Source organism: Pseudomonas sp. R1-1 (genome assembly GCF_051132135.1).
Taxonomy (GTDB): domain Bacteria; phylum Pseudomonadota; class Gammaproteobacteria; order Pseudomonadales; family Pseudomonadaceae; genus Aquipseudomonas.
On sequence record NZ_CP071663.1, the window covers coordinates 5,193,247 to 5,211,486 of the forward strand.

The 18,240-nt window shown below is 60.1% G+C and carries 24 protein-coding genes; 10 read left to right on the plus strand and 14 right to left on the minus strand.

Going from position 1 to position 18,240, the window contains the following annotated elements; all coding sequences use genetic code 11:
• Positions 1-78: 78 nt before the first annotated feature.
• From hisG to J3P75_RS23365, 8 genes are all read right to left on the minus strand, one after another.
• Positions 79-714: an ATP phosphoribosyltransferase gene (hisG, locus tag J3P75_RS23330; protein ID WP_007967226.1), complete on the minus strand. Its 636-nt coding sequence runs from the start codon at positions 712-714 to the stop codon at positions 79-81.
• A 128-nt stretch (positions 715-842) separates the two neighbouring features.
• A complete protein-coding gene (gene murA, locus J3P75_RS23335) occupies positions 843-2,108 on the minus strand; it encodes a UDP-N-acetylglucosamine 1-carboxyvinyltransferase (protein WP_206415487.1) in 1,266 nt (421 codons plus the stop codon).
• 22 nt (positions 2,109-2,130) lie between these two features.
• Positions 2,131-2,370, minus strand: a complete 240-nt coding sequence (locus J3P75_RS23340) for a BolA family protein (protein ID WP_093104663.1) — start codon at positions 2,368-2,370, stop codon at positions 2,131-2,133.
• A gap of 116 nt (positions 2,371-2,486) precedes the next feature.
• Positions 2,487-2,792, minus strand: coding sequence for an STAS domain-containing protein (locus J3P75_RS23345; RefSeq protein WP_093104669.1), 306 nt, complete (start codon positions 2,790-2,792; stop codon positions 2,487-2,489).
• The gene (locus J3P75_RS23350) at positions 2,789-3,442 is read right to left on the minus strand and encodes an MlaC/ttg2D family ABC transporter substrate-binding protein (RefSeq protein ID WP_090281789.1); all 654 of its coding nucleotides are present in this window, start codon (positions 3,440-3,442) and stop codon (positions 2,789-2,791) included. The genes J3P75_RS23345 and J3P75_RS23350 overlap by 4 nt, the downstream gene beginning before the upstream one ends.
• Positions 3,443-3,453: 11 nt before the next feature.
• Positions 3,454-3,921 carry an outer membrane lipid asymmetry maintenance protein MlaD gene (mlaD, locus tag J3P75_RS23355; protein WP_434708347.1) on the minus strand — a complete coding sequence of 156 codons (468 nt, stop codon included), beginning with the start codon at positions 3,919-3,921 and terminating at the stop codon, positions 3,454-3,456.
• Positions 3,921-4,718, minus strand: coding sequence for a lipid asymmetry maintenance ABC transporter permease subunit MlaE (gene mlaE, locus J3P75_RS23360; RefSeq protein WP_434708348.1), 798 nt, complete (start codon positions 4,716-4,718; stop codon positions 3,921-3,923). Before mlaE ends, mlaD begins: the two co-directional genes overlap by 1 nt.
• Positions 4,718-5,527: an ATP-binding cassette domain-containing protein gene (locus J3P75_RS23365; RefSeq protein ID WP_434708349.1), complete on the minus strand. Its 810-nt coding sequence runs from the start codon at positions 5,525-5,527 to the stop codon at positions 4,718-4,720. Before J3P75_RS23365 ends, mlaE begins: the two co-directional genes overlap by 1 nt.
• 275 nt (positions 5,528-5,802) lie before the next feature.
• On the opposite strand from J3P75_RS23365, the gene J3P75_RS23370 reads away from it, so the two are divergent.
• From J3P75_RS23370 to J3P75_RS23415, 10 genes are all read left to right on the plus strand, one after another.
• Complete coding sequence (locus J3P75_RS23370) at positions 5,803-6,777, plus strand: KpsF/GutQ family sugar-phosphate isomerase (RefSeq protein ID WP_434708350.1); 975 nt, start codon at positions 5,803-5,805, stop codon at positions 6,775-6,777.
• Positions 6,777-7,301, plus strand: coding sequence for a KdsC family phosphatase (locus J3P75_RS23375; protein WP_203420757.1), 525 nt, complete (start codon positions 6,777-6,779; stop codon positions 7,299-7,301). Before J3P75_RS23370 ends, J3P75_RS23375 begins: the two co-directional genes overlap by 1 nt.
• 8 nt (positions 7,302-7,309) lie before the next feature.
• Positions 7,310-7,882, plus strand: coding sequence for an LPS export ABC transporter periplasmic protein LptC (gene lptC / locus J3P75_RS23380; RefSeq protein ID WP_258450493.1), 573 nt, complete (start codon positions 7,310-7,312; stop codon positions 7,880-7,882).
• On the plus strand, positions 7,869-8,414 hold the full coding sequence (gene lptA / locus J3P75_RS23385; protein ID WP_434708351.1) for a lipopolysaccharide transport periplasmic protein LptA: 546 nt from the start codon (positions 7,869-7,871) through the stop codon (positions 8,412-8,414). Before lptC ends, lptA begins: the two co-directional genes overlap by 14 nt.
• A complete protein-coding gene (gene lptB, locus J3P75_RS23390) occupies positions 8,414-9,139 on the plus strand; it encodes an LPS export ABC transporter ATP-binding protein (RefSeq protein ID WP_008085069.1) in 726 nt (241 codons plus the stop codon). The genes lptA and lptB overlap by 1 nt, the downstream gene beginning before the upstream one ends.
• 185 nt (positions 9,140-9,324) lie before the next feature.
• On the plus strand, positions 9,325-10,818 hold the full coding sequence (locus J3P75_RS23395) for an RNA polymerase factor sigma-54 (RefSeq protein WP_434592319.1): 1,494 nt from the start codon (positions 9,325-9,327) through the stop codon (positions 10,816-10,818).
• 73 nt (positions 10,819-10,891) lie between these two features.
• Positions 10,892-11,200, plus strand: a complete 309-nt coding sequence (gene hpf, locus J3P75_RS23400; RefSeq protein WP_090281780.1) for a ribosome hibernation-promoting factor, HPF/YfiA family — start codon at positions 10,892-10,894, stop codon at positions 11,198-11,200.
• Positions 11,201-11,211: 11 nt separating this feature from the next.
• Positions 11,212-11,676, plus strand: a complete 465-nt coding sequence (gene ptsN / locus J3P75_RS23405; protein ID WP_093104677.1) for a PTS IIA-like nitrogen regulatory protein PtsN — start codon at positions 11,212-11,214, stop codon at positions 11,674-11,676.
• A 2-nt stretch (positions 11,677-11,678) separates the two neighbouring features.
• Entirely contained in the window at positions 11,679-12,536 is an 858-nt protein-coding gene (gene rapZ, locus J3P75_RS23410; protein WP_434708352.1) for an RNase adapter RapZ, read from the plus strand.
• A gap of 15 nt (positions 12,537-12,551) precedes the next feature.
• Positions 12,552-12,827 (plus strand): HPr family phosphocarrier protein, encoded by a 276-nt coding sequence (locus J3P75_RS23415; protein WP_434708353.1) that lies wholly within the window; start codon positions 12,552-12,554, stop codon positions 12,825-12,827.
• A 35-nt stretch (positions 12,828-12,862) separates the two neighbouring features.
• Here J3P75_RS23415 and J3P75_RS23420 read toward each other — a convergent pair whose 3' ends face one another.
• From J3P75_RS23420 to pmbA, 6 genes are all read right to left on the minus strand, one after another.
• A complete protein-coding gene (locus J3P75_RS23420) occupies positions 12,863-13,756 on the minus strand; it encodes a ZIP family metal transporter (RefSeq protein ID WP_434708354.1) in 894 nt (297 codons plus the stop codon).
• 30 nt (positions 13,757-13,786) lie between these two features.
• The gene (locus J3P75_RS23425; RefSeq protein WP_434708355.1) at positions 13,787-14,398 is read right to left on the minus strand and encodes a superoxide dismutase; all 612 of its coding nucleotides are present in this window, start codon (positions 14,396-14,398) and stop codon (positions 13,787-13,789) included.
• A 1-nt stretch (position 14,399) separates the two neighbouring features.
• Positions 14,400-14,840, minus strand: coding sequence for a hypothetical protein (locus tag J3P75_RS23430; protein WP_434708356.1), 441 nt, complete (start codon positions 14,838-14,840; stop codon positions 14,400-14,402).
• A gap of 27 nt (positions 14,841-14,867) precedes the next feature.
• On the minus strand, positions 14,868-16,244 hold the full coding sequence (locus J3P75_RS23435) for a class II fumarate hydratase (protein ID WP_434708357.1): 1,377 nt from the start codon (positions 16,242-16,244) through the stop codon (positions 14,868-14,870).
• Entirely contained in the window at positions 16,225-16,632 is a 408-nt protein-coding gene (locus J3P75_RS23440; RefSeq protein WP_434708358.1) for a FagA protein, read from the minus strand. Before J3P75_RS23440 ends, J3P75_RS23435 begins: the two co-directional genes overlap by 20 nt.
• 255 nt (positions 16,633-16,887) lie before the next feature.
• Positions 16,888-18,234, minus strand: coding sequence for a metalloprotease PmbA (gene pmbA / locus J3P75_RS23445; RefSeq protein WP_434708359.1), 1,347 nt, complete (start codon positions 18,232-18,234; stop codon positions 16,888-16,890).
• Positions 18,235-18,240 lie beyond the last annotated feature (6 nt).

Genomic DNA, 18,240 nt, shown 5'->3' on the forward strand with positions numbered 1-18,240 from the left:
TCATTCGATCCGCTTGGGCACCTGAGAATTCTGGCTATGAGGCGGATAGACGGCGCGGCCACGGGCCGCGCAGGTAGATCAGCCGCGGTGTCGCGATTCCACTGCGTTGCGCAGGGTGTCGATCAACGCCTGGATTCGGGCGTGTTGCATTTTCATCGAAGCCTTGTTGACGACCAGACGCGAGCTGATCGTGGCGATCAGTTCCTGGGGTTCCAGACCGTTGGCGCGCAAGGTGTTGCCGGTGTCGACCACGTCGATGATCTTGTCGGCCAGACCGATCAGCGGCGCCAGCTCCATCGAGCCGTACAGCTTGATGATGTCGACCTGACGGCCCTGCTCGGCGTAATAACGCTTGGCAACGTTGACGAACTTGGTCGCCACGCGCAGACGGCCCTTGGGCTCGGCGGCGCCGATCTTGCCGGCGGTCATCAGCTTGCATTGGGCAATCTGCAGGTCCAGCGGTTCGTACAGGCCCTGGCCGGTGTATTCCATCAACACGTCTTTACCTGCGACGCCAAGGTCGGCCGCGCCATGCTCGACGTATGTCGGCACGTCGGTGGCCCGCACGATCAGCAGACGCACGTCGTCCTGGGTCGTGGGAATGATCAGCTTGCGGCTCTTGTCCGGATTCTCGGTCGGCACGATGCCCGCTTCAGCGAGAAGCGGCAGAGTGTCGTCAAGGATGCGGCCCTTGGACAGTGCGATGGTCAACATGGGAAACGTCAGTCCTTATCAAGGTACTCATGCCCGGTCGCAATCGGCGCCGGACACACATCGAGGGTGCGCACACCCTCGACTCGAAACGAATTCAGTGGACACGTCCGTGTGTCCCGATGCAGCAATCAGCCCGGAACGCGACGAATCTTGGCGCCCAGCATCTGCAGTTTTTCTTCGATGCACTCGTAACCACGGTCGATGTGGTAGATGCGGTCGATCAGCGTGTCGCCTTCGGCAACCAGCGCCGAGATCACCAGGCTGGCCGAAGCACGCAGGTCGGTCGCCATCACTGGCGCGCCCTTGAGTTTTTCGGTACCGGTCACGATGGCGGTGTTGCCTTCGACCTGGATTTTCGCGCCCATGCGGTGCAGTTCGTACACGTGCATGAAACGGTTTTCGAAGATCGTCTCGATCACCGCACCGGTGCCTTCGGCAATGGCGTTGAGCGAGATGAACTGTGCCTGCATGTCAGTCGGGAAAGCGGGGTACGGCGCGGTGCGCACGTTGACCGCTTTCGGACGCTTGCCGTGCATGTTCAGCTCGATCCAGTCTTCACCGCAGGTGATTTCTGCGCCGGCTTCACGGAGTTTTTCCAGCACCGCTTCGAGGATGGTCGGATCGGTGTCCTTGACCTTGACGCGGCCACCGGTGACGGCAGCGGCGACCAGGTAGGTGCCGGTTTCGATACGGTCAGGCATGACTTTGTAGAAAGCCGAGCCCAGACGCTCGACGCCATCGATGGTGATGGTGTCGGTGCCGGCACCGGAGACCTTCGCGCCCATGGCGTTGAGGAAGTTCGCCAGGTCGACCACTTCAGGTTCGCGGGCGGCGTTCTGCAGCACGCTGCGGCCCTTGGCCAGAGCCGCCGCCATCATGATGTTCTCGGTACCGGTCACACTGACGGTATCGAAGAAGAAGTGCGCACCGCGCAGGCCGCCTTCAGGCGCCTTGGCCTTGATGTAGCCGCCTTCCACGTCGATCACCGCGCCCATGGCTTCGAGGCCACGGATGTGCAGGTCGACCGGACGCGAACCGATGGCGCAACCGCCAGGCAGCGCGACTTCAGCTTCACCGAAACGGGCGACCATCGGGCCCAGCACCAGAATCGACGCACGCATGGTTTTCACCAGCTCGTACGGGGCGACCAGGGTCTTGATGGTGCGCGGGTCGATTTCGACGCTGAGTTTCTCGTCGATCACAGGCTCAATGCCCATACGCCCGAACAGCTCGATCATGGTGGTGATGTCGTGCAGGTGCGGCAGGTTGCCAACGGTCACCGGGCCATCGCACAGCAGGGTGGCGGCCAGGATTGGCAGAGCAGAGTTCTTCGCGCCGGAAATGCGGATCTCGCCATCAAGACGCGCGCCACCGGTAATAATCAATTTATCCATTAGTATCTCGACGCCCTAGGGCTCAGGTGCGCTCGGCCCAGGCCGCGCGGCTGAAAAATTTCATGGTGACCGCGTGGATGCTGCCATCGGCGATCCATGGGTTCAAATGGGCATAGATGCTTTGCTGACGCTTGACCGGGCTCAACGCCGCCAGTTCATCGCTAATCACGTTCAGCTGGAAGTTGCAGCCTTCGCCTTCAACTTCTACCTGAATTCCTGGCAGCTTCCCTTCAAGGAAGTTTTTCACTTCTACGGCCTGCATGCTCAACCTCAATCGGCGCCCTGTGCGCACGGGTCGGACATCATACAAAAAAGCCCCGCGCCTGCGAACCCCGCATTGCAGGACTCTGACGGGGGGCTTTTGTTGCGGATGCGGAATCAGTGTGCCGCGAACAGCTCGGTCAATTCGCTGACCTCGGCAATTTCGCGCATGTCTTCCGGCATGGCGCGGATGCTGACGGCCTTGCCGGCCGCCTGCGCATCGCGCATGAAGCACAGCAGCAACGACAGGCCGACGCTGCTGGACTTCTTCACCGCCGAGCAATCGATGACCAGCGAGCTTGCCTTGCTCGACTTGATCAGCGCCTGGCCTTCCCTTCTCAGGTCCGGCCCGGTGCGATAGTCCAGCACGCCACTGAGCAGAAGCTCGTCGACATCACTCATACGCACTGCCGCCTCACTCATTGCGCTGGCTTCGCAGCAGCTTTGTCGGTTTCCTGCTTGGCCTTGGCCACTTCACCGGCCCAACCATCGATGGTCTTGTCCAGATCGTTGCCATTGCGCTGCATCGCGTCAGCGAACTGATCACGGAACAGCTTGCCGATGTTGATGCCGTTGATGATCACGTTGCGCAGTTTCCACTCGCCGCCGATCTTCTCAAGCGTGTACTGCACTGGGTAGATCGCGCCATTGCTGCCCTTGACGGTCATGTTGACGCTGGTGCGGTCGCCCGATTCGTCTTTGGCCGGGTCAACAGTGATGCCCTGGTTGTTGTATTCCAGCAGAGCGTTGCCATAGAACTGGAACAGGCCGCGCTTGAAGTTTTCCTGAAAGCGCTGCATCTGCGCAGGGGTAGCCTTGCGCGAATACTTGACGGTCATGATGCTCTTGGAGATGCCCTCGGCATCCACCACCGGGCCGACAATGTTGTTCAGCGCCGCATAGAAATCCTGCGGATCCTGCTTGTACTTTTCTTTGTTGGCCTGCAGGTCGGCCAGCATCCGGTTGGTGGTGTCCTGAATCAGATCGTGTGCGGATTGCCCAGGTGCCGCGTTAGCCAGCAGTGGCAGTGCCGCGAGCAACACCAACAGGCCACGTCGCAAGGTAGAGATCATTCAAAAGCTCCTCATTTGGCGTCTTTGCTAACGGTATTGAGCAGGAATTTACCGATCAGGTCTTCCAGTACCAGAGACGACTGCGTGTCGTGGATGGTTCCGCCATCCTTCAACCGGGTGTCTTCGCCGCCGACGCTGATACCGATGTATTTCTCGCCCAGCAGACCCGCGGTAAGGATAGACGCTGTGGAATCGACAGGCAGGTTGTCGACCTTCTTGTCCACTTGCAGCGTCACCCGACCGGTGAAGCTGTCGCGATCCAGATCGATGGCCGTGACCTTGCCGATGGTCACACCGGCCATGGTCACTTTGGCTCTGACCGTCAAACCGGCGATATTGTCGAAATATGCATAAAGTTTATAAGTGTCGGTGGACGAAGTCGGAGACAGGCCACTGACCCGCAAGGCGAGCAGCAGCAAAGCCAGGATCCCTGCCAGCAGGAACAGGCCGACACCGATTTCCAGGGTGCGGTTTTGCATCAGAAATCTCCAAACATCAAAGCGGTCAGAATAAAGTCCAGACCCAGCACTGCCAGCGAGGCAAACACTACGGTCTTGGTGGTGGCACGACTGATCCCCTCGGAAGTGGGCTCACAGTCATAGCCTTGGAATACGGCGATCCAGGTGACGACGAAGGCGAACACGACGCTTTTGATGATGCCGTTGAGCACATCACTGGTGAACGTCACGCTGTTCTGCATGTTCGCCCAATACGAGCCTTCATACACACCCAGCCAGTCGACGGCCACCCACGAACCGCCCCAGATACCCACCACGCTGAAAATCATCGCCAGCACCGGCAGGGAAATGAAACCGGCCCACAGACGCGGGGCAATGATGTATTTGAGCGGGTCGACGCCGATCATTTCCAGGCTCGACAACTGCTCGGTCGACTTCATGTTGCCGATCTCGGCAGTCAATGCCGAGCCGGCACGCCCGGCGAACAACAGTGCAGTCACCACCGGCCCCAGTTCACGCAACAGGGTCAAGGCAACCATCTGCCCGACCGCCTGCTCCGAACCGTAGCTCGACAGGATGCTGAAGCCCTGCAACGCCAGGACCATGCCGATGAAAATCCCCGAAACGACGATGATCACCAGCGACATGACGCCGACTGAATGCAGTTGTTTGACCAGCAGGCTGAAACCGCCGCTGATGCCGCCGCGTCCCAGCAGGGCATGAAACAGGAACAGCGTGGCGCGCCCGAACACCGCAACGGCGTCGATTGCCGTTTCGCCGAATCGGCGCACGCGCTCTATCAATGAAATTCTGCGCATCAGCGCTTCCCCAGAAGATCTGCGCGGTAATCCGTCGCTGGAAAATGGTACGGCACCGGGCCATCGGGATCGCCCGTCATGAACTGCCGGATGCGTGGTTCGTCCGAGTTCATCAACTCGTCCGGCGTCCCCTGCCCCAGCACCTGGCCGTCACCGACTATATAAAGGTAGTCGGCGATGCTCGCGGTCTCGGCCAGATCGTGCGACACCACGATACTGGTGATGCCCAGCGCATCGTTGAGCAGACGGATCAGGCGGACCAGTACCCCCATGGCGATCGGGTCCTGGCCGACGAACGGTTCGTCGTACATGAGGATCTGCGGATCCAGGGCAATCGCCCGGGCCAGCGCGACGCGACGCTTCATGCCGCCCGACAGCTCGTCCGGCATCAGCTCGATGGCACCGCGCAGCCCGACCGCCTGCAATTTCAGCAGGACAATGTCGCGGATCATTTCTTCCGGCAACTCGGTATGCACGCGCAGGGGGAAAGCCACGTTCTCGAACACGTCGAGATCGGTGAACAGCGCGCCGCTCTGAAACAGCACGCCCATGTGCTTTCGCGCATCGAACAGGTCACTGCGCGACAGTGTCGGCAGGTTCTGGCCGTTGACCCAGACTTCGCCGCTGGCGGGCCGCAACTGGGCGCCCATCAACCGCAGCAGCGTGGTCTTGCCACACCCGGAAGGCCCCATGATGCCGGTAACCTTGCCGCGCGGGATGCGGATATCGACGTTATTGAAAATGCTGCGCGAACCGCGCTTGAAGGAGACTCCCTTCAGCTCGACCGCGTAGGCGTTATCGGCACTCATCTAAACTCCTTGCGATGCAGCCTCTCACTCGGACGCCTGTCTTTGGTTAAAAAGTACATACATCCCGGGCAGGCCGAACTGGCGGCGAACTATATCACTGCAACGGCCAAGCGCCCAAGGCTTGTGCCAGCCCGTATTCGGCGATATGACAGGTCTGCAGCGGCTTTTTCCGGCTTTTGGTAACGAGGAATGACAAAGCACGACGAACTTGCGTGAGGCTTTGCAACATAACCGCTATAATCGCCGCCTTTTCATCGGGCTATACGATTTCTGACATGAGCCAATCCAGCGACCTGATTCAATCGGCACAACGCACCATCCGCCTCGAAATGGAAGCCGTACAAGGCTTGCTGCCCCATATCGACGCCGATTTCGTACGCGCTTGCGAGATGATTCTGGCCAGTAAGGGCCGTGTGGTCGTAGTCGGCATGGGCAAGTCCGGGCACGTTGGCAACAAGATCGCCGCGACCCTGGCCAGCACTGGCACCCCGGCTTTTTTTGTCCACCCGGCCGAAGCCAGTCACGGCGATATGGGCATGATCACCCGTGACGACGTGATTCTGGCCCTGTCGAACTCCGGCTCGACCAACGAAATCGTCACCCTGCTGCCATTGATCAAACGTCTGGGTATCCAGCTGATCAGCGTCACCGGCAACCCGCAATCGCCATTGGCCAAGGCAGCCGAGGTCAATCTCAACGTGCACGTCGAGCATGAAGCCTGCCCGCTGAACCTGGCACCGACCTCTTCGACCACTGCCGCACTGGTCATGGGCGACGCCCTCGCCGTGGCCTTGCTGGAAGCGCGTGGTTTTACCGCCGAAGACTTTGCCTTCTCGCATCCCGGCGGCGCCCTTGGCCGGCGCCTGCTGCTGAAAGTGGAAAACGTCATGCACGCCGGGGAGGAACTGCCGCAGGTAGAACGCGGCACCCTGCTCAAGGATGCATTGATGGAAATGACCCGCAAGGGCCTCGGCATGACCGCTGTCCTTGAAGCCGATGGCAAGCTCGCCGGGATCTTCACCGACGGTGATTTGCGCCGCACCCTGGATCGCACCATCGACATTCGCAACGCCAGCATCGATGAAGTGATGACCGCACACGGCAAAACCGCGCGGCCCGACATGCTTGCCGCGGAAGCCCTGAAAATCATGGAAGACCACCGAATCAGCGCCTTGATAGTCGTTGACGAGGAGGACCGCCCGGTCGGCGCCTTCAACCTCTCCGACCTGCTGCGCGCAGGAGTCATGTAATGAGCAACGAACTGCTGCAACGCGGCAAAGCCATCAAACTGGCGGTTTTCGATGTCGACGGCGTCCTCACTGACGGGCGCCTGTACTTCCTGGAAGACGGCAGTGAATTCAAGACGTTCAACACCCTCGACGGCCAAGGCATCAAGATGCTGATGAACGCCGGCGTGGAAACTGCCATCATCAGCGGTCGCAAGACTCCGGTGGTCGAGCGTCGAGCGAAAAACCTCGGCATCCCACACCTGTTTCAGGGCCGCGAAGACAAACTGGTAGTGCTCGACGCTCTTCTCGAGCAACTGGGCCTAAGCTATGAACAGGTCGCCTACCTCGGTGACGACCTGCCCGACCTGCCGGTAATCCGCCGCGTCGGTCTGGGCATGGCCGTAGCCAACGCCGCCGACTTCGTGCGCGAACACGCCCACGGCGTGACCCGCGCCCGTGGCGGCGAAGGTGCCGCCCGCGAATTCTGCGAATTGATCCTGCGCGCCCAGGGCCGCCTCGATGCGGCCAATGCCGCGTACCTGTGAGCCAAGCCATGTTCAGTAAAAAATTTCGCAACTTCCTGCTGTTCGGCTGCATCGCGGCGATTTTCGCTGCGGTCGGCTACTGGAACATCAGCCCGGAACGCTTTCTCGACAAGCCGCCGGTCTCGGCCGCCGAGAACCCGATCGACTGGTACGCGACCAATACGCATACCATTCAGTACCTGCCCGACGGCAAGGTGCAGTACGAGATGACCTCGGACAAGGCCGAACACGTCAAGGCCACCGACATCACGCTGGTAACTAAACCCGACCTGAACATGTATCGCGGCACGGACTTTCCGTGGCACGTGACCAGTGAACGCGGTGAAGTGAATTCCGGCGGCACCGAAGTGGAACTGATCGACTCGGTGCGTGTGAAGCGCACCGATGAAAAGAAACGCGACACCCTGATCACCAGCACCCGCATGACCGTGTTCCCGCAGCAGGAATATGCGCAGACCGCGCAACCCGTTAGAATCGAGGGCGCTGGCGGTGTGTCGACTGGCGTCGGAATGAAAGCGTACCTGAAGGACAGCAGGATACACCTGCAATCGAACGTAAGAGGACAGTATGAGGCTCGTTAAAACCCTCCCTATTTTGCTCAGTCTGGGCGCAGCACTGGGAAGCGTGAGCGCCTGGGCTCTGCCGGACGATCAGCAGCAACCTATCCGCATTCAGGCCGACGACGCCCAACTGGACGACAAGAACGGCATCGCTACCTATAAGGGTGATGTGATCATCACTCAGGGTTCGATGAAGGTGACTGGTAATACCGTGACCATCACTCGCACCCCGACCGGCGATATCGACGTTGTAACGTCGGTGGGCAACCTGGCTTACTTCGAACAACTGCAGACCGCCGGCGACAGCAAGCCTGTGCAAGGCTGGGGCGTGACGATCCAGTATCACGCCGCGCAGAATCGCGTCGTATTGATCGACAAGGCCAAAGTTGTCGACAAGGACAACAACACGACGCAAGGCGAGAAAATCGTCTATGACACCGTGAAGAAACTCGCCAGCGCCGGTCGCGCTACCGGCAGCAAGGTCACCGAGGCGCGTCCGCGCATCGACATGGTGATCCAGCCGAAGAAGAAAACCGACGAGAAAACCCAGTAATGGCAACTCTGAAAGCTCAGCACCTGGCCAAGGCCTATAAAAGCCGCCAGGTCGTGCGGGACGTCAGCCTGTCGATCGACAGCGGCCAGATCGTCGGTCTGCTCGGCCCGAACGGCGCCGGCAAGACGACCTGCTTCTACATGATCGTCGGCCTGGTGCAGGCCGATCAGGGTCGCGTGCTGATCGATGACCTGGACGTCAGCCACCAGCCAATGCACGGCCGCGCGAAAGCCGGCATCGGCTATCTGCCGCAGGAAGCGTCGATCTTCCGCAAACTGTCGGTCGCCGACAACATCATGGCCATCCTCGAGACCCGTCAGGAACTCGACAAGGCCGGTCGTCGCAAGGAGCTGGAAAGCCTGCTGCAGGAATTCCACATCAGCCACATTCGCGACAACCTCGGCATGAGCCTGTCAGGCGGTGAGCGCCGCCGGGTGGAAATCGCCCGCGCCTTGGCCACCGCGCCGAAATTCATCCTGCTCGACGAGCCGTTCGCCGGTGTCGACCCGATCTCGGTTGGCGACATCAAGCAGATCATTCACCATCTCAAGGCCAAGGGCATCGGTGTGTTGATCACCGACCACAACGTGCGCGAGACGCTGGATATCTGCGAAACCGCTTACATCGTCAACGACGGTCAATTGATCGCCGAAGGTGACGCCGAGACCATCCTGGCCAACGATCTGGTCAAGGAAGTGTATCTGGGTCACGAGTTCCGCCTGTAAGCGCGAGCTGTTCGACAAGCTGCGCGGGTGCTGTATCGATCAAGCCGGTTTTTATACCGTTTAATTGTTACAGCGCTCTAGGCAAACACTTCAGTTTCAGGCATATAATTTGCTTAAGTTTGGCGCTTCGGCGCCCTGTAGTGGATGGCGCATAGCGCCGGCGAATAAGGTGTTAAGCCCCTGCCATGAAACCATCGCTAGTCTTGAGAATGGGCCAGCAGCTGACGATGACACCGCAGCTGCAACAGGCCATCCGCCTGCTCCAATTGTCGACCCTGGATCTGCAACAGGAAATCCAGGAGGCTCTGGAATCCAACCCGATGCTCGAACGCCAGGAAGAAGGCGACGACTTCGACAATTCCGATCCGCTGGCCGACAACGTCGAGCAAAAGCCCAACCCCGACATTCAGGAACCTTCTTACCAGGAAGCCGCGCCGACGGTAGACAACCTCGACGACGGCGAATGGAGCGAGCGCATCCCCAACGAGCTGCCGGTCGACACGGCCTGGGAAGACGTTTACCAGACCAGCGCCAGCAGCCTGCCGAGCAGCGACGATGACGAGTGGGATTTCACCACCCGCACTTCCGTCGGCGAAAGCCTGCAGAGCCATTTGCTCTGGCAATTAAACCTCGCACCGATGTCCGACACCGATCGCCTGATCGCCGTGACCCTGATCGACTGCATCAACAATCAGGGCTATCTGGACGAAACCCTCGAAGAAATCCTCGACGCCTTCGATCCGGAACTGGACATCGAACTGGACGAAATTGAAGCCGTCCTGCACCGCATCCAGCAATTCGAGCCTGCGGGCATCGGCGCACGCAATCTCAGCGAATGCCTGCTGCTGCAACTGCGCCAGTTGTCGGCAAAAACGCCATGGCTGGCAGAGGCCAAGCGCCTGGTCAGCGACTATATCGACCTGCTTGGCAGCCGCGACTACAGCCAGTTGATGCGGCGCATGAAACTCAAGGAAGACGAGCTGCGCCAGGTCATCGAACTGGTGCAGAGCCTCAACCCGCGTCCGGGCTCACAGATCGAGTCCACCGAAGCCGAATACGTCGTACCTGATGTCATCGTGCGCAAGGACAACGAGCGCTGGCTGGTCGAGCTGAACCAGGAGTCGGTACCGCGCCTGCGCGTCAATGCGCAGTACGCCGGTTTCGTAAAGCGCGCCGACACCAGCGCCGACAACACCTTCATGCGCAATCAGCTACAAGAAGCCCGCTGGTTCATCAAGAGCCTGCAGAGCCGCAACGAAACCCTGATGAAAGTCGCCACGCAGATCGTCGAGCATCAGCGCGGTTTTCTGGAGTACGGCGACGAAGCCATGAAACCGCTGGTCCTGCATGACATCGCCGAGGCGGTGGGCATGCACGAATCGACGATTTCCAGGGTGACCACGCAGAAATTCATGCATACCCCGCGCGGTATTTATGAGCTGAAATACTTTTTCTCCAGCCACGTCAGTACCTCCGAAGGCGGCGAATGCTCGTCCACGGCGATCCGCGCGATCATCAAGAAACTGGTTGCCGCGGAAAATCAGAAAAAGCCGTTGAGTGACAGCAAGATCGCTGGTTTACTGGAGGCACAAGGCATTCAGGTGGCTCGCCGCACCGTCGCCAAGTACCGCGAATCCCTCGGAATCGCGCCTTCGAGCGAACGCAAGCGGTTGATGTAAGCCACGTTACAGCGTTCCAGTGGCAGGCTTTTCGGCCTGCCGCTTTATGCACTGGCAACGAAGGAGAAGCTGTATGCAAGTCAACATCAGTGGACACCAACTGGAAGTGACCGAACCTCTGCGCACCTACATCGGCGAAAAACTCGACCGACTGGAGCGGCATTTCGACAAGATCACCAACGTGCAAGTCATATTGAATGTCGAGAAGCTCAAGCAGAAAATCGAAGCCACGCTGCATATTCCCGGCGGAGAAGTAGTCGCCAATGCCGAGCACGACGACATGTATGCCGCCATTGACCTGCTGACCGACAAGCTGGATCGCCAACTCAAAAAGCATAAGGAAAAGACCCAGAGCCTCCTCCAGGGCGCGACCGGTCGTTAACACCCTCATCCATGATCCGACTTGAAACCATCCTGACCCCCGGCCGTTCCCAAGTGAACGCGCCGGGTGGCAGCAAGAAAAAAGCCCTCGAACAGATTGCCAACCTGATCCACCGCGAAGTGCCGGATCTGGCGATGCAGGATGTCTTCGAGGCGTTGGTCGCCCGTGAAAAACTCGGTTCCACCGGTTTTGGCAACGGCATCGCCATCCCCCACTGCCGCCTCAAGGGTTGCGACGCGCCGATCAGTGCGCTGATGCACCTTGAAGCCCCGATCGATTTCGACGCGATCGATGGCGCCCCGGTAGACCTGCTGTTCGTGCTGCTGGTCCCGGAAGCTGCTACCGATGCACACCTGGAACTGCTGCGCCAGATCGCCAGCATGCTCGATCGCAAGGAAGTGCGTGAAAGACTGCGCAGCGCACCGAGCAACGAAGCCTTGTACCAGGTTGTACTGGACGAGCAGAACGGGCATTAATCATGCGCTTGATCATCGTCAGTGGCCGCTCGGGCTCGGGCAAGAGTACTGCGCTGAATGTCCTTGAGGACAACGGCTACTACTGCATCGACAACCTCCCGGCCGGCTTGCTGCCGGAACTGGCCGAACGAGCGCTGATCCACACGGAACTCGCCCAACCGCTGGTTGCCGTGTCGATCGATGCGCGCAACTTGCCCAGTCATCTGTCACGATTTCCGGAGCTGCTCGAAGACGCGCGCAGCAAGCACATCCAGTGCGATGTGCTGTATCTGGATGCGGATGAAGAAACGCTGCTCAAGCGTTTTTCCGAAACCCGTCGCCGGCATCCGCTGAGCAACGCCAATCGCTCACTGGCCGAGGCGATCCACGATGAAAGCGCCCTTCTCGGCCCGATCGCCGACCTGGCTGACCTGAAGATCAATACCACCCACCTCAACCTGTACCAGCTGCGCGACACCCTCAAGTTGCGCCTGCTGAATCAGCCTGAGCCGGGCACGGCGTTCCTGGTCGAGTCGTTCGGTTTCAAGCGCGGCATGCCGGTGGATGCGGATCTGGTCTTCGATGTCCGCTGCCTGCCCAATCCGTACTGGAAGCCGGAGTTGCGCGAGCAGTCCGGTCTCGACGCACCGGTTGCCGAGTATCTGGCGCAACAGCCGGATGTCGAGGAAATGTACCAGGACATCTACGCCTACCTGCACAAGTGGCTGCCGCGCTTTGCTGCCAGTAATCGCGCCTATGTGACCGTTGCCATTGGCTGTACGGGCGGGCATCACCGCTCCGTCTACCTGACCGAACGTCTGGGTCAGGCCCTGCAGAAAACCTTGAAAAACGTCCAGGTCCGCCACCGCGACCTCACCTAAAGGATCCACACCGCGATGCCTGCTCGTGAAATCGAAATCATCAACAAACTCGGTTTGCATGCCCGAGCGTCTGCCAAGTTTGTCGGCGTGGCGGGCAAGTTTCCGGAGACTACGATCAGAGTAGGCCGTACACCCGAGACCACGGTCGATGGTAAAAGCATCATGGCGATGATGATGCTCGCGGCAGGCAAGGGCACCAAAATCCATTTAAGCACCGAAGGCGAACAAGCCGAGGAAGCCATGGAAGCCTTGGTGGCGCTGATCAACAACTACTTCGATGAAGGTGAATAAGTCTGTTGCGACGGAGCATTCCTCGTCGCGACAACTCAACCCAATGCTGTATCCATCACCATCATCAGACAGAACCCGATCAGCAAACCCAGACTCGCGAGTTTGTCATGACCATGGCGTCGCGACTCTGGGATCACTTCGTGGGTCACCACCAGCAACATCGCCCCGGCCGCCAGCGCCAGCCCCAACGGCAATAACGCTTGGGCGAGGCTGACCAGCCACGCGCAAAGCAGCGCAAAGACCGGCTCGACCAGGCCTGACGCCGCGCCGATCAGAAACGCCCTCACCCGTGACATCCCCGCCCCGGCCAATACCAGCGCGATCACAAGACCTTCGGGCACATCCTGCAAAGCGATGCCCATGGCCAGGCTATCCGCATCCGGCATGCCGCCGCCGGCAGACACGCCGACGGCCATGCCTTCCGGAATGTTGTGAGCAATGATGGCGAACACGAACAGCCAGATACGCGGCGGTATCACCGGACGCTCGAGGGTGCCGACAAGCATTTGCGGGGTAGCGCCGGAAACCTTGCGATCGACCAGATACAGGCCAAACGCGCCGAGCAGGATACCGAAGCAGATCAGGCCACTGGCGCCCCAAGGTGTCAGACCGAGACTTTCGGCCGCAGCAATGCCCGGCACGATCAACGAAAACGCAGTCGCCGCCAGCATCACCCCGGCGCCAAAACCCAGCAAGGTATCGCTGAGCGCTTGCGGCATCCGCCGGATGACCAGCACCGGCACCGCGCCAAGCGCCGTGCCGAGGGCGCACAGAGCACCGCCCTGCAATGCACGCAGCAGGCGCGGTTCCAGATTCAGCCATTGCAGCCCGTGAGCGACCAGCAAGGCCACCCCCGCCAATAGCAACAGCGATCCGACTGCGTAACGAAACATACGCCCACTGCCAGTCGCCAGTGTTTCAGTGCCCATAGTCAGCCCTGGTTTGTTCTTATAGATGGGTTAAACCAGTGCGGCCTGATAACGCGCCGCGACTTCAGGCCAATTGATCACGTTGTAGAACGCATTGATGTATTCCGGGCGACGGTTCTGGTAGCGCAGGTAGTAGGCGTGCTCCCAAACGTCGAGACCGAGGATCGGCGTGTTGCCGTTCATCAGCGGGCTGTCCTGATTGCCGCTGCTTTCGACGATCAGTTTCTTCTCCGGGGTGACGCTGAGCCAGGCCCAGCCACTGCCAAAACGGGTCAGCGCCGCTTTGGTGAACGCTTCCTTGAAACTGTCGAGGCCACCCAGTTGCTCATCGATAGCCTTGGCCAGCGCGCCATCCGGTTTGCCGCCACCGCCTGGCACCATGACTTCCCAGAACAGCGAGTGGTTGGCGTGGCCGCCGCCCTGGTTGATCACCGCCGCCCGCAGTTTTTCCGGCAGTTGCTGGACGCTGGCGACGAGTTTCTCCACCGGCCACTCGGCATATTCGGTGCCCTCGACCGCGGCGTTGAGGTTGTTGATGTAGGTCTGGTGATGTTTGGTGTAGTGGATTTCCATGGTCTGCGCATCGATGTGCGGTTCCAGGGCATCGTAGGCATAAGGCAAGGCAGGCAAGGTAAAAGCCATTTCAATGGACTCCATAGTGGTGTGAAGCAGGCGCGCGGCGTGCATTACCGGTATCCGGGTGCAGCAGGCGTTGGGTGCGCGGGTATTCGCCGTGGTCGCTGATGAAATTCAGCAGCTCGACATAGGTCTTGCTGCTTTGACGCAATGCCGCTTCCCGCAGAGCCGGGCGCAGCCGTTCGTCCTGCATGGTCTGCAACAGCCGCTGATGGATGGCGCAGAGATATTCGGCGCTCTCCTCGGGCTGATTCAGGCGCAGGTGCAGATCCGCGAGGTTGTGGTGGGAGATGACGCAGGCCGCCACCGCTTCGTCGGCGTCCGCCCAGCGCTCGTACAACACTTGCGCCAGGGCCAGGGCTTGCAGATAGGCCTCACGGGCGTCGATCAATTCGCCGAGCATGAAGCAGCGATTGGCCCGTTCGATCGTGCGTTTCCAGTGCTCCATGGTGAGCCTCCAAAGCGGTTGCGGGGTTTACACGCCGCCGGCGGTGAGCTTCTCGGGGTTGAGTAGCTCTTCGAGCTGGCTGCGCGACAGGTCGGTATGCTCCAGCGCCACGTCAATGACCGCGCGGCCTTCCTTGTAGGCCTGCTTGGCGATTTCGGCGGCTTTCTGGTAACCGATGATCGGGTTGAGCGCGGTCACCAGAATCGGGTTGCGCGACAGGGCTTCCTTCAAACGCGCCTCGTTGACCTTGAAACTGGCGATGGCCTTGTCGCCAAGCAGGCGACTGGAATTGGCCAGCAGCTCGATGCTGCTCAGCAGGTTCTGCGCGATGATCGGCAGCATCACGTTCAATTCGAAATTGCCCGACTGGCCGGCAATGGTGATCACCGAATCGTTGCCGATCACCTGCGCGGCGACCATGGCGGTGGCTTCGGGGATCACCGGATTGACCTTGCCCGGCATGATCGACGAACCCGGCTGCAGGGCCTCCAATTCGATTTCACCGAGACCGGCCAGAGGACCGGAGTTCATCCAGCGCAAGTCGTTGGCAATTTTCATCAACGACACGGCGGTGGCTTTGAGCTGGCCGGAAACCGCAACAGCGGTGTCCTGCGAGCCGATCAGCGCAAACAGATCCTTGCCCGGGGTGAACTGCACGTCAGTCAGTTGGCTCAGCTGACGGCTGAAACGCGCGGCGAATTCCGGGTGCGCGTTGATGCCGGTGCCGACCGCGGTGCCGCCCTGCGCCAGCGATTGCAGGCTCGGCAGCAGATCCTGCAGGTGGCCGATATTGGCCTTGAGCTGCTGCGCCCAGCCATTGAGCACCTGACTCAGACGCACCGGCATGGCGTCCATCAAATGCGTGCGGCCGGTCTTGACATGGTGATGAACCCGCCCGGCTTTTTCTTCGATCACCTGCACCAGGTGCAGCAGCGCCGGCAGCAGTTGTTCATGCAGTCCCAGCGCGGCGCTGACATGGATGGTGGTCGGAATGATGTCGTTGCTGCTCTGGCCGCAATTGACGTGATCGTTGGCATTCACCGGCTCGTCGAGCAAGCGGCTGGCGAGCGTGGCGATGACTTCGTTGGCATTCATGTTCGAGCTGGTGCCCGAGCCGGTCTGGAAAATATCCACCGGAAAATGCCGCATGAAATCGCCTCCGAGCAGGCCTTGTGCGGCATCGCTGATGGCTTTGCCCTGAGCGGCGCTGATCTGGTTCAGTTCGACGTTGGCGCGGGCGGCGGCGGCTTTGGCGAGGATCAGCGCGCGGATGAATTGAGTCGGCATCGGTTTGCCGCTGATCGGGAAATTGTCCACTGCGCGCTGGGTCTGCGCGCCGTAGAGAGCGTCCACCGGCACCTGCAGTTCGCCCATGCTGTCGCGCTCAATACGTGTCTTGGTCATTGGAATGTCCTTGCAGCAGTTCAGAAAGAGGAATCGATGGCAGCAGTTCGCAAGTGGCGAGCTGCCAGGTGTAGCGTTGCCAGCGCCGCAATCGGCATCTGCACAGGGACAGGCGCTCCATGTCGCGCAACGGGCGCCAGGCTTGGTCGAGACAGAGGCTGCGCCAGTGCCAGGGCAAGGCAATGTCCGTAGCGGTGTCGAGCAGCAAACGGAAGGAAGTTTCGGCGACGGTCCACGGTGACGTTGCGGTGCAACACGACAGGTAGCGGCCTTCAGCCAGGTAATGCTCGATCAGGCGCGGTTCGTCAGAATCCATCGCGCAACGAATCTGGCGACTCATCCAGCGCCAGCTTTCAAGGTAGGGCTGCTCGTGCAAGGCAGAACTCATGATCCGGGACTCGTTCGGAGATGAGATTCATTATTAGATGATAATGAGAACCAAAACAAGAGTGCCATGCCATGGAGATTTTAGGGTGGGAGCGAGCCTGCTCGCGAAAGCGGTGTGTCAGAAATAGAAATTTTGGCTGACACACCGCATTCGCGAGCAGGCGCGCTCCCACAGGAAATCTGTGGCGAGACCAACAAAAAAGGCGCGTCATCCACAGCGGATGGCGCGCCTTTTTGCTCAGCGGATTGCGGGGATTCAGCTGCCCGCGACGGTCATCCGTTCGATCAACACCGAACCGGTGCGGATGTTGCTACGCAGCTCCAGATCGTTACCGACGGCAACGATCTGCTTGAACATGTCACGCATGTTGCCGGCGATGGTCACTTCCTGCACGGCGAACTGAATCTCGCCGTTCTCGACCCAGAAACCTGCCGCACCGCGCGAGTAGTCGCCGGTGACCATGTTCAGACCATGGCCCATCAGCTCGGTGACCAGCAGTCCGCGGCCCATGCGTTTCAACAGCGCCGCCTGGTCTTCATCGCCATGGGTGACGAACAGGTTATGCACGCCACCCGCGTTGGCGGTGCTTGGCATGCCCAGTTTGCGGCCAGAATAGGTACCGAGAATGTACGAGACCAGTTCGCCGTTCTCGACAAACGGTTTGGCGTACGTCGCCAGACCGTCACCGTCATACGAAGCGCTGCCCATGGCGCGCATCAGATGCGGACGCTCGTCGATGGTCATCCACTCCGGGAACAGCTTCTGGCCCAGCGTGCCTTCCAGGAACGAAGATTTGCGATACAGACTGCCGCCGGACACCGCCGAGAGAAAGCTGCCAAACAAGCCACCGGCCAACTCGGCGGAAAACAGCACCGGCACCTCGCAGGTCGGCACCGGACGCGCGCCGAGACGGCTTGCCGCCCGTTGCGCGGCTTTTTGGCCGATGCTCACCGGATCGGCCAACAACGTGCCCTGGCGATTGACGTCATACCAGTAATCACGCTGCATCTGCCCGTCGGCTTCAGCAATCATCACGCAACTGAGGCTGTGTCGGGTCGATGCGTAGCCACCAATGAAACCGTGACTGTTGCCGTACACGCGGCAGCCCTGATGGGTGCTGAGGGTGGTGCCGTCGGCGTTCTTGATACGTGCGTCGGCATCGAATGCCGCCGCTTCACACAGCAAGGCCTTCTCGATCGCTTGCTCCGGGGTGATATCCCATTCGTGGAACAGATCGAAATCGTGCTGCTCCTTGGCCATCAGCGCTGCGTCGGCAAGGCCCGAGGCTTCGTCTTCGGAGGTGTGTTTGGCAATCGCCAGCGCCGCTGCGACGGTCTCGCGAATAGAGTCCGGGCCGGTCGCCGAGGTGCTGGCCGAGCCCTTGCGCTGGCCGACGTACAAGGTGATGCCAAAGCCCTGATCACGGTTGAACTCGACCGTTTCGACTTCACGCTGGCGCACCGATGTCGACAAACCCTGTTCCAGCGACACCGCGACTTCGCAGGCACTGGCGCCCTGACGCTTGGCTTCGGCGATGATCTGCTCGACCTGTTCCTGCAGTGCCGGCAATGCCTGCGGGCCGACGCTTTGAACTGCACTCATGCTCAT

Coding starts and splice junctions, on each gene's coding strand:
- J3P75_RS23435 (WP_434708357.1), bottom strand. CDS start 16,244: ATGACCAAGACACGTATTGAGCGCGACAGCATGGGCGAACTGCAGGTG.
- J3P75_RS23375 (WP_203420757.1), top strand. CDS start 6,777: ATGAGCAACGAACTGCTGCAACGCGGCAAAGCCATCAAACTGGCGGTT.
- J3P75_RS23395 (WP_434592319.1), top strand. CDS start 9,325: ATGAAACCATCGCTAGTCTTGAGAATGGGCCAGCAGCTGACGATGACA.
- J3P75_RS23415 (WP_434708353.1), top strand. CDS start 12,552: ATGCCTGCTCGTGAAATCGAAATCATCAACAAACTCGGTTTGCATGCC.
- J3P75_RS23345 (WP_093104669.1), bottom strand. CDS start 2,792: ATGAGTGAGGCGGCAGTGCGTATGAGTGATGTCGACGAGCTTCTGCTC.
- murA (WP_206415487.1), bottom strand. CDS start 2,108: ATGGATAAATTGATTATTACCGGTGGCGCGCGTCTTGATGGCGAGATC.
- J3P75_RS23365 (WP_434708349.1), bottom strand. CDS start 5,527: ATGAGTGCCGATAACGCCTACGCGGTCGAGCTGAAGGGAGTCTCCTTC.
- lptB (WP_008085069.1), top strand. CDS start 8,414: ATGGCAACTCTGAAAGCTCAGCACCTGGCCAAGGCCTATAAAAGCCGC.
- mlaE (WP_434708348.1), bottom strand. CDS start 4,718: ATGCGCAGAATTTCATTGATAGAGCGCGTGCGCCGATTCGGCGAAACG.
- mlaD (WP_434708347.1), bottom strand. CDS start 3,921: ATGCAAAACCGCACCCTGGAAATCGGTGTCGGCCTGTTCCTGCTGGCA.
- J3P75_RS23350 (WP_090281789.1), bottom strand. CDS start 3,442: ATGATCTCTACCTTGCGACGTGGCCTGTTGGTGTTGCTCGCGGCACTG.
- J3P75_RS23340 (WP_093104663.1), bottom strand. CDS start 2,370: ATGCAGGCCGTAGAAGTGAAAAACTTCCTTGAAGGGAAGCTGCCAGGA.
- J3P75_RS23370 (WP_434708350.1), top strand. CDS start 5,803: ATGAGCCAATCCAGCGACCTGATTCAATCGGCACAACGCACCATCCGC.
- rapZ (WP_434708352.1), top strand. CDS start 11,679: ATGCGCTTGATCATCGTCAGTGGCCGCTCGGGCTCGGGCAAGAGTACT.
- J3P75_RS23440 (WP_434708358.1), bottom strand. CDS start 16,632: ATGAGTTCTGCCTTGCACGAGCAGCCCTACCTTGAAAGCTGGCGCTGG.
- J3P75_RS23425 (WP_434708355.1), bottom strand. CDS start 14,398: ATGGCTTTTACCTTGCCTGCCTTGCCTTATGCCTACGATGCCCTGGAA.
- J3P75_RS23420 (WP_434708354.1), bottom strand. CDS start 13,756: ATGGGCACTGAAACACTGGCGACTGGCAGTGGGCGTATGTTTCGTTAC.
- lptA (WP_434708351.1), top strand. CDS start 7,869: ATGAGGCTCGTTAAAACCCTCCCTATTTTGCTCAGTCTGGGCGCAGCA.
- hpf (WP_090281780.1), top strand. CDS start 10,892: ATGCAAGTCAACATCAGTGGACACCAACTGGAAGTGACCGAACCTCTG.
- ptsN (WP_093104677.1), top strand. CDS start 11,212: ATGATCCGACTTGAAACCATCCTGACCCCCGGCCGTTCCCAAGTGAAC.
- J3P75_RS23430 (WP_434708356.1), bottom strand. CDS start 14,840: ATGGAGCACTGGAAACGCACGATCGAACGGGCCAATCGCTGCTTCATG.
- pmbA (WP_434708359.1), bottom strand. CDS start 18,234: ATGAGTGCAGTTCAAAGCGTCGGCCCGCAGGCATTGCCGGCACTGCAG.
- lptC (WP_258450493.1), top strand. CDS start 7,310: ATGTTCAGTAAAAAATTTCGCAACTTCCTGCTGTTCGGCTGCATCGCG.
- hisG (WP_007967226.1), bottom strand. CDS start 714: ATGTTGACCATCGCACTGTCCAAGGGCCGCATCCTTGACGACACTCTG.